The sequence below is a fragment of the candidate division TA06 bacterium genome (assembly GCA_004376575.1).
GTDB lineage: Bacteria > Hydrothermota > DG-26 > E44-bin18 > E44-bin18 > E44-bin18.
Map to the genome: position 1 here is coordinate 22,991 of SOJN01000070.1, position 12,320 is coordinate 35,310.

Consider the following 12,320-nt stretch of genomic DNA (forward strand, 5'->3'; position numbering starts at 1 on the left):
AAGCATGCGAGTGGATGTGACTGAAAAATTGATAGTAGCTCTCGATTTCGGCACGCTGGATGAGGCCAGGAAGCTGATTGACAGGCTGGAAGGAAGCGCAAAGACCTTCAAAGTGGGCTCCAGGCTCTTCACCAGCGCGGGTCCAGATGCCGTGAAGCTGGTCAAGGACAAAGGGGCCAAGGTGTTTCTGGATTTGAAGTTTCATGATATCCCTAAGACTGTTGCGGAGGCATGTGAGGCTGCCGCCGAGATAGGCGTAGAAATGCTCACTCTTCACACGTTCGGCGGCTTTGACATGATGGAGTCGGCAGTGAAACTCATGTGGAGTAGAGAAGAGGCTATTAGGCCCCTCCTGCTAGGCGTAACAGTGCTCACCAGTCTGAATGAGGCAGCACTGCAAGATATTATTGGAGCGTCCGAAAGAACGATTCAAGAAGAGGTTCTGCTTCTTGCCAGACTTGCGCAATCGGCAGGGCTTGAAGGAGTTGTGGCCTCTCCACATGAGATTGAGGCTGTGAAGGAACAGTGCGGCGCGGAGTTCGTAGTAGTGACTCCGGGAGTGAGGCCAAAGGGAGAAGACAGGGGCGATCAAGCCAGGGTGAGAACTCCTGGAGAAGCAGTGGCTGCCGGTGCTGACTATATAGTCGTGGGACGCCCGATAATACGGGCTAAAGATCCTAGGGTCGCAGCGCTGGCCATATTGAAAGAAATGGAGGAGGCCCTGAGGTGAAAAAAGAAGAGCTGGAAAAAACGTTTGAAGAAGCTGGAGTGATAAGAGGAGGCCACTTTCTTCTCAGTTCCGGACTCCACAGTGGAATATACTTTGAGAAGTTCAGGTTGCTTGAGAATCCTAATCTTACCATTCAGATTTGCCAGGAAATCGCAAAGGAGTTTTCCAGGTCGAACATAAGTAAAATTGCCGGGCCCACATTGGGAGGTGTGGTGGTGGCGTACGAGGTGGCAAGGCAGCTTGGGAAGAAGTGGCTCGTTGCAGAACGAGTAGAAGAGGGCAGAGATTTCAGGCGCGGTTTCGATGTTGAAGAAGGGGAGAACATCCTGGTTGTCGACGACATTCTGACTACTGGGACCTCTGCTCTGGATACGACCGCTGCAGTGGAACGGAGAAAGGGGAAGGTGGTGGGTGTGGCGGTCCTCGTGGACCGGAGGGAAGAAGATACAGAATTCCCCTTCAAGTTGTACAGTGTGTACAGGAGCCGCGCGAAAAATTTCTCTCCCCATGAGTGTCCCCTGTGCAAGGAAGGGGTGAAGCTCGAAAAGCCCGGGAGCGCACAAAGACAATTGAGATGAAAGCCGAGAGAATCTGGAAGATTAGAGATCTCGATCCGGAGAAAGTCGAGAAGTCAAAAGAACAACTCTCAATTTCGCATCTTCTCGCTTCGCTTCTGGTAGCGCGAGGAATAGAGACGGCAGAAGAGGCGACTGCATTCCTCAACCCTTCGCTGGCAGGGATACACGATCCAAATACGATGGAGGGGATGAGGCAGGCTGTCGCCTTAATTGATGATGTCGTAGCCAGAGGGAAGAAGATACTCATTTGGGGTCACGAGGATGCAGATGGAATTGCGAGCATAATTATTCTTCACGAGACGATACGGGACCTTCGCGGCAGTGTCTCCTATTATGTTCCTAACCGACTGAGAGAGGGGCATGGTCTGAGCGAGGGTGGGATCCGTGAAGCCAAGCGGAGAGGCATTGACTTGATCATAACTGTTGACTGCGGAATCTCGAATGTTGATCCGGCCGCTGTAGCTCGGGAAATGGGAGTGGGACTGGTTATCACTGATCATCATGAGATTCTGGGTTCGCTTCCTGGAGCTCTTGCTGTTGTGGATCCGAAAAGGCCCGACTGCAAGTATCCCTTTAAGGAACTTTCTGGTTGCGGAGTCGCCTTCAAGCTGGCACAGGCTCTGGTAGAAAAGAGACTGGGGCTTGATGTGAAGCAGTGGATTGATGTAAAAGAGGATATCCTTGGTCTTTCTGTTCTCGGGACCATTTCGGACAAAGTTCCTCTGATAGACGAGAACAGAATTCTGGTGAAATTCGGCCTTGGAGGTCTGATTGGCTCAAGAAGACTCGGCATCAACGCGATAATAAACAATGCTCCCAAGTATCAGGATAAGGTTCCTACCTCCATGGAGATAGTCAGGCTCATCATTCAGATACTCTCTTCTGGCAGATCTGAGAAAGGCACGAATCAAAGTTGTGAACTACTTCTAACAAAGGACACGGAGAAAGCAGAGCGCCTGGTTCTTGGGCTTTTGAGTAGCAGCCGGAAGTGGCAGGATGAAGCCAAGAAAACGTATATGAAGGCCTCAAGAAGTGTAAACATATCCCCATCAATGAAGATGCTGGTGGTCGTTGACAAGGAGGCTCCATGCAACCTTCTGGGGTACTGCGCATCGAGGCTGAAGGAGGATTACACTAGACCCGTGGTAGCAATAGGCCATAGGGGTGATATAGCCATAGGAGAATGCAGGGGTCCGAAGGGGTTTGATTTCGTAGACTGCTTGAAGAGCTGCGGCGATCTCTTCATCGATTATGGTGGGCACAAACAGGCAGCTGGGTTCTCTGTCTTGCCCGAGAGAATAGGTCAGCTTCAGAGGGCTCTTGAGGCATACGCTGCATCCAATTTTATGGATGATGCGATGCAGCCGGTACTATGGATAGATTGTAGCTTTCCGCTTTCCGAAATGAGCACGGAGCTGGCCAATGAAATCTCCGCGCTTGCTCCTTTTGGGGAAGGAAATCCCCAGCCCTTAATCATCTCGAGGAAGGTGATGCTTGAAAAGACCGATGGTGGCTACGTTTTCAAATCTGACAACGGCAAACTGTTCATAAAGAAAGGGAGCCCTGTTGGTGACTGGGTTAACCTATCCGGAGATTTGGTTGAACTGGACGTTATTTACTCCATAGATGAGACCGGTGGGCTGGTTCTCAGGGACTGCAGGCCGAGCGTCTTTGGGGACTGGCCAGAAGAGAATCCATGAAAGTCGTAATCGTTTTTCTCTTAGTTATATCTGCATCTGGATGGCCTGTAAGCAACGCTAGTGAGGAACCATGGGAGCCCCCGCCCGTTGATAGATCGATTGAGCCCGAGAAGAGTGAAGTTCCAAAAGAGACGACGGTGCTTGGTTTTGTCATTGACACCGCAATCAGTGCGTACCAGTTTTTTCTCTCAGATCAGCAGGGCGATGTGTGTGCTTTTGCGCCTTCCTGTTCTCAATATGCCCAACAGGCTATTGATTCCTGCGGTCTGATATTGGGAGCCATCATGACTGCCGACAGGCTACAGAGGTGCAACTGGTTTACATGGAGCTATGCTCCGCGTTACTACAGGCCAGTACTCGAAAATGAAAAGCTGCGGCTGTCAGACCCTGTGAGCAACAACTCCCCACGTGGAAGCGAACAAAGATGCGGCCTGCCCTGAAGTCATGCTTGATTGTGCTTCTTGTAGCTCTCACTCTCCTGGCAGAGACGTGCGCTTCTCAGGCAGATGACATGAAGTGGGTCTCTGGGCCTTCCAACATCCTCACCTTTGCGGATCATCTTTACGAGACCCGCGATTATTTCCGGGGCATTAGTGAATACAAAAGGTTCATCTATCTCTTTCCGAATGAGCCGCGGGTAGGGCGGGCAAATTTCAGGATTGGCCTTTGCTACCAGAAGTCGGGGAATCTGGAGAATGCCATCCACACTTTCAGGGAGATTTTGAGAAGAGACTCTTCTCCTGAAGCTGCCCGCAGTGTCAAGTATGAGATTGGCAAGTGCTACTTTCTGGGCAGAGATTACCAGAAGGCCGGTCAGGTTCTGGGGGAGCTCAACACTGACAGGTCCCTGGTGATGGCGGGCTGGTCGATGCTGAGAGGAGGAAGATACGCTGAAGCCTCCGGCTACTTTGAGAGGGCTCAGAATGTAAGGCCAGGTGGTTACCTTTCAGAGCTCTCCAGCAAACTGTCCAGAGAATCACTGGAAGGGGAAGGGATACTAAAGAATAGCCCTGTGCTGGCAGCTTTTCTCTCTGTACCACTCCCAGGCGCTGGAAGGACCTACTGCGGAAGGCTTGGTGATGGTATTTTCTCTTTCCTGCTCGTTTCTGCTTCGTATGTAGCCGCATACCATTACTATGACGACGATCAGGATGTTGCGGCGCTCGGTTTCTTGGCTGCGGGCCTCTTTCTGCATACTGGTGATATCTACGGAGCCGCCATTTCAGCTAGGAGATTCAATGCAGTTTCTGAAGAAGATTTCCTCAAGAAGATTGAGAATAAGCATAATCTTGGCAGCATTCTCCTTGATTGAGACCTTCCCCCTTTGCGCCTTCGGGGAGAAGTCCTCTACTTTTGCCGACAGACTGTTCAAAAATAGGGATTACTACAGAGCAATAACTGAATACAAGAGGTTCTCTTACTTCTCCAACGAAAGCGGGCAAAAGAGACGGGCCAGTTTCAGGATTGGTGAATCCTACAGAAAGAGTGGCAGACCTGAAAAGGGGATCCCGTATCTTCTGGGTGCAGCGCGCTTCAATCCGCCAGATGCCCTGACAGATTCATGCTCATTCTCTCTGGCTAAATCATGGATGGAGCTGGGCCAATACGAGATGGCCAGGCATATACTCGATTCACTCCAATCTGAAGAAGATTCGACAATAATGGTGCTGGAGGCCTGGTCATACTTTCTGGAGGGTGACTTTCAGAATGCGCGGAGCAGCTTCCTGTCAGCTCATGCTTCTCCGCTTGCGGAGTTAGCTGTGAAGGGAGAGGAGCTGAGAACGAAGTCTCCCAGGGCTGCGAGCGTGATGTCGGCAGTACTTCCGGGCACAGGACAGATTTATGCAGGAGCGTACAGGCAGGGTTTCATATCTATGGCCCTGCACGGATTGATGGGATATTTGCTTTATCGATCGATAGTGGATCAGAGATATTTTGAGGCCGCGGCAGCTTTCTATACAGGATTTTCAAGATTCTACGTGAGTAACATAGCATCCGCTTCCAGGCTCGCGGGGGAACACAACGAGGCGCAGAGATCTAGGCTGGTCGAGGAAGCGAGGAGTATGTACGGGGACGACCTGGAGTAGTGAAAAAGGCCCAGCTGAAAAAGACCCAGCCTGTCGATAGACAGGGTAGGGTATTTTTCATCGTGTTTGGTCTTTGTTAGAAGTCGCAAGCGAAGCGCAGTGAACTCGTTACAAAGAGCTAATCCTGGCTGCCCTGAGCGATAGTCGAAGGGAGGGTACCCGAAGGGAGGCCGGTAGGCCGAAGGACCTGCTTGACGGCTGATGCGGGACTTGATGAGGCATTTTTCATCCTTCATCGGCGTGAGCCGATGGAGGGGAAGCCAGCGCGGCGAAGGAATCTCCGGAGAGGTCTTCAATTTCGTAATTTCGTGTTCTGTGGTTTGGCGGGCGCTGCCAGTGGCGGAAAATGTAGGATCCGACCCCATACTTCACTAGAGCATGGGAACAGGGATCGCTATTGACATTGTAGTCAGCATAGACTACAATTGTAGTCAGGGAAGACTACAGTATGGACATCACCAAGATAGTCGAATCAAGACTGAGGAAAGAGCTTCTTGCCCTCTACTTCACCAATCCCGAGAAAGGATACTACCTCAGGGAATTAGAACGCATTCTGGGTTTTTCGGTGGGCAATATTCGGCGGGAGCTCTTGAGATTGGAGAGAGCTGGCCTGTTTGAAAGAAGGGCTGTCGGAAATTTGGTCTACTATCACCTAAACAAAAGCTATCCTCTCTTCGAGGAAATGAAGAGCATCGTTTTCAAAACGGTGGGCATCGTGGGAAGTCTGAGGGAAGCTTTTGGGAGAATCAGAGGCATACAATTTGCGATAATCTATGGTTCCTATGCAACAGGTACAGAAGGGGTGGCAAGCGACATAGATGTATTGATCGTTGGCGAGCCCGACACAGATGAGCTCATTGAGATAGTCGACAAAGCTGAGAAAAGACTGCAGAGGGAGATCAACTATACAGTGTACGATAGGCAGGACTTCGAGAAGAAGAAGAAAGCAAAAGAGTCATTCATTTTGGATGTAATTAAGAAGCCAAAGATATTCTTGGTCGGCGATGAAGAACGATTATAGGGCCTATGTTCAAAGGATGTTGAGGGAGGGGCTCCTCAAGAGCCAGAAGGTTGAGTTCGACAGAATATCAAGGTTCTTGGTTCGTGCTGTGAAAGACCTGGAGACAGCGCAGGCAAATCTCACCATTGATGAAGAGGCGGCATACACCTTTGCGTATCTCGGAATGCTGCGTGCAGGTAGAGCCATTGTGTTTCTTCAGGGGTTTCGGCCTGCAGGCACGCAGCAGCACAAAACAGTGGTTGAGTTCTCTGGGTTTGTACTCGGGGAAGAATTCAGGAGACTGATAAAGAGGTTTGATGCAATGCGGAGAAAAAGGCACGAGTTCACGTATGAGCCGGTGTTCCCCGTGACAATGAAAGAGGCAAAGGACGCCCTGCATACAGCACGTGAGTTTGTGGAGAAGCTCATTGGGTTCGTGAAAGAGAAGAATCCGCAGATGGATCTGCTGTGAATCGGACCTTCAAGATGTGGTTGCACCTCGATACTCCCTTCGGCCACCTCAGCTCGATTGCTCTCAGGACAAGCGGGCAGGCCTCGTGTATCTCGCTTCGCGAGAAACGGGGCAGGCAGGATAAACTCCGTCGAAGGGCAAAACACAAAGTATCAGAGATCCCGAGCGAAGCCGAGGGGCAAAAGTCAAATTACTTCCTTCCCCTACATGAGAAAACATGTCATTGCGAGACTCGCGGAGCGAGTCGAAGCAATCTCGGTCAAAAGCAGATTCTTCGGCCCGTTGGGCCTCAGAATGACATTTCGTTTCTTGTCACTACTTGTTGTAGGGGCGCGGCCTGTCCTACGAAGCCACGAAGGGCGAAGGAGGGTCTCCGCGCCCACTTTTCTCTTGACAAAACCCACCCCGTGGTTTATATTAGTAAATGCTAATATGCTTATAGGACGATGAAAAACCTTTCAGATACATTCCGGATTCTAGGTGTAGAAGCGAGGCTGAAGATAGTCACTTTGCTTCTGAAGTCTTCGCCACTCTGTGTGAGCGCGATCACTGAGCAGCTCCAGATCTCTCAATCAGCAGTCTCACAGCATCTCCGTGTCTTGAAGATGGCCGGGTGGGTGAAAGCTGAGAAGATAGGGTACTGGGTGCACTATTCGCTCAAAAGAAAGAAACTCGAGGAGTTGCGGAGGGCTGTGGAGAAGCTGGTAGCCCAGAGGGGCCAGAAGTCCTGCCGGAGCAGCAGCAAAGCAAAGTGCAGAAAGTAGAAAGGAGGGTGAAAAGATGTCTGGAGGCAAGTCTGAATGCAAGAAGCCAGAAAAGCTCAAAGGTAAGCCGGAAGAGTGCACACCTGAGCAGATAAAAGAATGCCACGGGGAAGAGGCAAAACATCCCTGTGTTGAGGAGAAAGAATAGCCTTGCGGGAGTAGCTTGGTGGAAGTACCGATTGAGGCGCGGCAACTGACGAGACGATTTAACGACCTGGTTGCGGTTGACGAGGTCAACTTCGGGGTGCGCAGGGGGGAGGTCTTCGGGTTTCTCGGCCCAAATGGCGCGGGGAAAACAACGACGGTACGCATGCTCACCGGTGTGCTTGAACCAACGGCAGGCACTGCCATGGTTGATGGTTACGATGTCCGCCGTCATCCTGTTACTGCTAGAAAAAGAATGGCCAGCGTGCCGGAGGATGCGAATATATATGTTGACCTCACAGTCTGGCAGAACATCATGCTTACAGCTGCGTTCTATCGGATACCCCGGCGGACTGGCGAAGAAAACGCCGCTGAGCTGCTGCGCGCCTTCGGCCTCTATGAGCGCAAGAACGAGAAGGGCTATGAGCTCTCAAAGGGCCTGAAGCGACGGCTGATGCTGTGTATGGCCCTCGTGAGCAATCCTGCTATTCTCTTCCTGGATGAGCCCACCGGTGGACTTGATGTGGTCAGCGCCAGGATGGTTCGCGAAGAGATACGCAAGATGAGTAAGCAGGGGCTGACGGTATTCCTGACCACACACAACATAGCTGAAGCAGAGCAGCTTTGCTCACGTGTGGCCATAATCAACAATGGAAGGATCGTGGCCATTGATACGCCTGAGGCTCTCAAGGCAAAGATCGCGGAAACATGTGCAGTTGAGCTCAAATTCGAAGGTTCCAGCTTGAGAGAAGAGGAGATCCAGGCAGTGGAGCAGGTCAGGGAGGTTAGAAAGACAGAATCAGGATATTTAATCTATACGAGATCTCCGGGCAGAGTAGCCCAGCGGCTGGGTTGTCTTGCCTCCGAGAAAGGCCTCCATATAAGGAGCATAAACACTTTGGGGCCTGACCTGGAGGAGGTCTTTGTGCAGATGACGGGTTCAGATACCAAGGATGCCAAAAGTGGTGGTGATGCATGATTGAGCGGTCAAAGGCTGGCCCCACTCACACGCTGAGAGTAGCATTGGTGGTGGCAAAGAAGGACGCACTCATATACTACTTCAAGGCACCGGTGGTCATCTTTGGCATACTGTTCCCACTTTTCTTCTTTCTTGCTTTTGCCATCGGCAGGCCGATGAGCCAGAGTTCCATTGCTCCCAGCATGATAGCTATGGCTGTCTTTTTCACCGCCTCTGCGATTGGACCGCTTGTTACACCATGGGAGCGGTCAGCGAAGACTTACGAGAGGCTTCTTTCCTGTCCGCTGTCAGTTTTCTCTATTGTTCTTGGCGATGTTATAGCAGGGTTTGCCTTTGGTTTGACTCTGACTGCCGTACCCCTGATAATAGTGATTTTTTTCACAAGTGCTCGGGTCGCACACTGGAATCTCCTCCTGCCTGGGCTCCTGCTATCCTCTTTTTGCTTTGCAGCGCTTGGTACTCTGCTGTCTTCTCCTTCGGCTAGGGCTCCCTCTAAGATTATGATGCTCTCTAGCCTTGTCAGAATCCCTCTTATCTTCATCAGCGGGATCTTTGTGCCCCTTTCGGCTATGCCCTCATGGAGTCGGTTGCTCTCTCCCCTTTCCCCACTTTCTTATTGTGCTGATGTAGTGCGGTTCAGTTTTGGGGAAGGGCCTTTCTTCCCAATATGGCTCAGTTACCTGATGTTGGCAGGGTTTTCTGGTGTCTTCCTTGCTATTGCTCGTCATTTCCATCGGAGGGCCAAAGCCACCGGCCTTTAGGCCGTGGTATTAGGCACCTACTTGGAACCCGAAAATAGAAGATAGGAAATCGAAAACGAAATCAATAACGGCAAGATTAACGCAGACAGCGATGATCCTATGACAAAGCCATAAATAAAGAATCTTGTGGTAATCTGTGGTTCCAGAATTCAACTTTCAAGCTTTGACCCCAATTCCCTATTGACAAATACGGGGAACTGCTGCATCATACGCTTTCTGACTCCCGACGGCTCCCGTTCCAAAACAACCATAACCTGTATTGGAAGAGGTTTTGCAATGCTCAAACTTCTTGCCAAAGTAAAAAAGACGAGAAGACTCGATAGCTTCAGGGGCGAGGATGGTCTGCTCCGGTCCAGAGTGCACTGCTATGTGGCCATAAGATCAGCGGCCCGGAGCACAATGAAGCTGCCCAAGGGTCTCAAGGGAAAATCCGTTCGAGTCCTGAGGACTTATATCCATCCCTGGGAGATAAAGCCTGGCGACTTGATCGTCCTTGATACGAACGAGTCACGAGCTGCTGTCAAAAAGCACGTGAGAACGAGTGTGGGTAAGAGAGCTGAGGTCGGGTTTGGGTCTAAGAACGTGACTGTTGGCGACTTCAACTCTGATGGATTGAAGGAGTATGCCATCGAGAATGCATTCTTGCGTTCCATCATATCCCCGGACTATGGGGCAAGAATACTGGAGCTGTGGAACCTGGGTACGGACAAGAATGAACTCTATGGCGGAAACAGCTATGAGCCAGGAGGCTACATAGAGATAGGTGGCGTGGAAGAGAGTCTATCCCGGATTGGGAGCCCCGGGGATCTCTGGAATGCTTCCTACAAGAAGAGGGATGTTGCCGGTTCTGACCTGGGATTTGAACACAATCTGAAGAAGAAAGAGGGACTGAAGGAGGTGAAGTCTTTCTTCGTCTTGCCCGATGCCCCTGTGTTCTGTCAACTCTCGACTTTTGAATACAAGCCAAAGAAACCGAAGAAGAAGAAGGGGAAGATTCCAGAGACGGAATTGGAGTACGTGCCCAGGATTTTCTTTGCAATCGGTGGGAAGGCTGATCACACGAACCTTTTCTTCATTCCGACCGATGAGCGATTGGTGAGGTCGAGATACAACGCCTTTCCCTGGTGGACGAGATGGGGCGGAGGCATATGGTTATGGAAGAAGATGTGGCACGCAGTAAAGCCGGGTTTTGTTCTTCTGGGCAATGAAATGACCAACGAATGTATGGCTGTCTTTGTAAACCCAAAGGAGTTGAGCTACGTCTGGGTTGGGAATGACAGGTGGACCCCCAGGCTTTTTCTTGCTCATCATCCAAGGAAGATGAAAGCGAAGAGGAGCGTAGATTATGGGTTAGCCTTTTCCTTGGGTGTCGGTTATGACGTCACCAAGAACTCTTTGCTAATGCTTTCGAAAGGCAGGAAGGTAAAAGGAGGAATACCTTACGCGGTCATATACAGGAGCCTGTTTAAAGCTGGGCCGCGAAGAGCAGTGTTTACGTTTGACGGTGAAATAAAAACTGTCGAGTTGAAGAAGGAGCGCATGAAAGGCGCGGGAAACATCTACTACTCGTCCCTTCTTTTGGAAGCCGAACCGGGAATGGTGAGTGTGGAGATCAAGACAAGCAAAGAGCGTCTTAGAGCATCCTGGAGGAAAAATGAGACCACTGTTTGATCCACTGACAATGGGCTACGACTGGGAGATGGCCGTCCTTAAGGAGGCGATGGAATCTGCTGGCGATGATGAGATAATAAGACTCTCAGACAGGATTAGAAATGCTCTTCCATGGTCAAGGGTTGGCGTTGACCTGGACCTCCTTGAGGCCAGACTGGGGACAGTCAAAAGGTGGGAGGAGCTGGTAGAGAAGAATACCGAATACATGGAAGTTGCGCGAAGGCTTGCCGCTAAGAAGAAGTACATTGTTCTTCCCATTGGTGCTCGTCCTACTGAGGAGATGCCAATCGGCTCACACATACATGTTGGAACGTGCACTGAGTTTGCCAGGGCAATGGCGCTCAAGAACAGGATGTTCCGCTTTGTACCTGTTTTCGTGGCAATAGCGGCGAACAGTCCGGTATATCGTTTCAGATCTGGTGAGTATAAAAGCTACAGAATATTCACGAATGCCGAGTGGTGTTCGAGACCACAACAGGCGTTCCATCCCAGGTTTAGCAGAGGAAGCTGGGGTGAGGACACAACTGTGAAGGCATGGTGGAATAACACTATTGAATTGAGGTGCTGTGACAGCGCATCTGATGTGAACTTGATGTGCGAACTGACCGTACTTGCGGCAGGGGTGATGCATGCGCTCTCAAACAACCTGTACGTTGAAGCTATTGAATGCGATGGTGAGGACTTCTACTGGTCTGCGATAAACAGGTGGAAGGCGGCCAAGTATGGACTACAGGCAAAACTCACGTGGGATGGACAAGAGAAGCCTGTCTCAGAGATAGCAAGGTCAATGATTGACATCGCCGAAGAGGGGATGTCAATTCTTGGCGCAAAAAAGTCTGACCTGATTCTCATCCGGAAGATGCTTAAAAAAAGGCAGACTCAAGCTGACTTCCTGATTGCCCTGCAGAAGTCAGACCCTAATCCTGACAGGCTTCTTAGAGCCATTGCCAATGTTTACGAGAAGGACCATGATGCATTCAAGAAGTATCTGGATATGGCACCAACGCTGCCTGCGCTCAAGCCTCTGAGCATGGAGGAGTTCTTGCTTTCGAAGATAACAAAAGAGGTACCCGCGTTTCAGCTTGCTATACACACTCCTCTTGTTCCCTATGATTTCGACAGACTAATAGAAAAACTGGAGGATGAAGGAAAGATAAGGGTGGAGAAGGATGAGATATGGGGAAGGACGATGACCAGGCTGTAGTCGCGCAGGACCAGAAAAGCCCCAAACTCCAAATCACAAATTCCAAGCTCGAAACAATAACCTAAATCCCAAATAACGGGCGGTTCTAGTTTGGAGCTTGAGATTTGGTTATTGGAATTTGTTTGTGGTTTGGAATTTGGTGGTTGGGATCTGTTTTAAGTTTGTGATTTGTTTGTAATGGTGAATTGTCTTGACTTGGCGTGTTGTGGTCATATAATGGGTTGCGATTT

Annotated in this window: 13 protein-coding genes; all 13 read left to right on the top strand. The window is 50.4% G+C overall.

Annotated elements, in window-relative coordinates; genetic code table 11:
* Positions 1-4 precede the first annotated feature (4 nt).
* Positions 5-730 (top strand): orotidine-5'-phosphate decarboxylase, encoded by a 726-nt coding sequence (gene pyrF, locus E3J62_05500; GenBank protein ID TET45992.1) that lies wholly within the window; start codon positions 5-7, stop codon positions 728-730.
* The gene (locus E3J62_05505; GenBank protein TET45993.1) at positions 700-1,308 is read left to right on the top strand and encodes an orotate phosphoribosyltransferase; all 609 of its coding nucleotides are present in this window, start codon (positions 700-702) and stop codon (positions 1,306-1,308) included. The genes pyrF and E3J62_05505 overlap by 31 nt, the downstream gene beginning before the upstream one ends.
* The gene (locus tag E3J62_05510; protein TET45994.1) at positions 1,305-3,008 is read left to right on the top strand and encodes a hypothetical protein; all 1,704 of its coding nucleotides are present in this window, start codon (positions 1,305-1,307) and stop codon (positions 3,006-3,008) included. Before E3J62_05505 ends, E3J62_05510 begins: the two co-directional genes overlap by 4 nt.
* On the top strand, positions 3,005-3,448 hold the full coding sequence (locus E3J62_05515) for a membrane protein insertion efficiency factor YidD (GenBank protein TET45995.1): 444 nt from the start codon (positions 3,005-3,007) through the stop codon (positions 3,446-3,448). Before E3J62_05510 ends, E3J62_05515 begins: the two co-directional genes overlap by 4 nt.
* Positions 3,433-4,320, top strand: a complete 888-nt coding sequence (locus E3J62_05520; GenBank protein ID TET45996.1) for a tetratricopeptide repeat protein — start codon at positions 3,433-3,435, stop codon at positions 4,318-4,320. Before E3J62_05515 ends, E3J62_05520 begins: the two co-directional genes overlap by 16 nt.
* Complete coding sequence (locus tag E3J62_05525) at positions 4,247-5,095, top strand: hypothetical protein (GenBank protein TET45997.1); 849 nt, start codon at positions 4,247-4,249, stop codon at positions 5,093-5,095. Before E3J62_05520 ends, E3J62_05525 begins: the two co-directional genes overlap by 74 nt.
* 448 nt (positions 5,096-5,543) lie before the next feature.
* Entirely contained in the window at positions 5,544-6,116 is a 573-nt protein-coding gene (locus E3J62_05530) for an ArsR family transcriptional regulator (protein TET45998.1), read from the top strand.
* Positions 6,100-6,567 (top strand): HEPN domain-containing protein, encoded by a 468-nt coding sequence (locus tag E3J62_05535; GenBank protein ID TET45999.1) that lies wholly within the window; start codon positions 6,100-6,102, stop codon positions 6,565-6,567. The genes E3J62_05530 and E3J62_05535 overlap by 17 nt, the downstream gene beginning before the upstream one ends.
* 446 nt (positions 6,568-7,013) lie before the next feature.
* Complete coding sequence (locus tag E3J62_05540) at positions 7,014-7,331, top strand: ArsR family transcriptional regulator (GenBank protein TET46000.1); 318 nt, start codon at positions 7,014-7,016, stop codon at positions 7,329-7,331.
* Between the two features lie 166 nt (positions 7,332-7,497).
* Positions 7,498-8,454, top strand: a complete 957-nt coding sequence (locus E3J62_05545) for an ATP-binding cassette domain-containing protein (protein ID TET46001.1) — start codon at positions 7,498-7,500, stop codon at positions 8,452-8,454.
* Positions 8,451-9,215, top strand: a complete 765-nt coding sequence (locus tag E3J62_05550) for an ABC transporter permease (protein TET46002.1) — start codon at positions 8,451-8,453, stop codon at positions 9,213-9,215. The genes E3J62_05545 and E3J62_05550 overlap by 4 nt, the downstream gene beginning before the upstream one ends.
* Positions 9,216-9,491: 276 nt before the next feature.
* On the top strand, positions 9,492-10,886 hold the full coding sequence (locus tag E3J62_05555; protein ID TET46003.1) for a hypothetical protein: 1,395 nt from the start codon (positions 9,492-9,494) through the stop codon (positions 10,884-10,886).
* Positions 10,870-12,090: a hypothetical protein gene (locus E3J62_05560; GenBank protein ID TET46004.1), complete on the top strand. Its 1,221-nt coding sequence runs from the start codon at positions 10,870-10,872 to the stop codon at positions 12,088-12,090. Before E3J62_05555 ends, E3J62_05560 begins: the two co-directional genes overlap by 17 nt.
* The last annotated feature ends 230 nt before the right edge of the window (positions 12,091-12,320 follow it).

Coding starts and splice junctions, on each gene's coding strand:
- E3J62_05530 (TET45998.1), top strand. CDS start 5,544: ATGGACATCACCAAGATAGTCGAATCAAGACTGAGGAAAGAGCTTCTT.
- E3J62_05525 (TET45997.1), top strand. CDS start 4,247: ATGCAGTTTCTGAAGAAGATTTCCTCAAGAAGATTGAGAATAAGCATA.
- E3J62_05510 (TET45994.1), top strand. CDS start 1,305: ATGAAAGCCGAGAGAATCTGGAAGATTAGAGATCTCGATCCGGAGAAA.
- E3J62_05535 (TET45999.1), top strand. CDS start 6,100: ATGAAGAACGATTATAGGGCCTATGTTCAAAGGATGTTGAGGGAGGGG.
- E3J62_05540 (TET46000.1), top strand. CDS start 7,014: ATGAAAAACCTTTCAGATACATTCCGGATTCTAGGTGTAGAAGCGAGG.
- E3J62_05550 (TET46002.1), top strand. CDS start 8,451: ATGATTGAGCGGTCAAAGGCTGGCCCCACTCACACGCTGAGAGTAGCA.
- E3J62_05555 (TET46003.1), top strand. CDS start 9,492: ATGCTCAAACTTCTTGCCAAAGTAAAAAAGACGAGAAGACTCGATAGC.
- E3J62_05520 (TET45996.1), top strand. CDS start 3,433: ATGCGGCCTGCCCTGAAGTCATGCTTGATTGTGCTTCTTGTAGCTCTC.
- E3J62_05560 (TET46004.1), top strand. CDS start 10,870: ATGAGACCACTGTTTGATCCACTGACAATGGGCTACGACTGGGAGATG.
- pyrF (TET45992.1), top strand. CDS start 5: ATGCGAGTGGATGTGACTGAAAAATTGATAGTAGCTCTCGATTTCGGC.
- E3J62_05515 (TET45995.1), top strand. CDS start 3,005: ATGAAAGTCGTAATCGTTTTTCTCTTAGTTATATCTGCATCTGGATGG.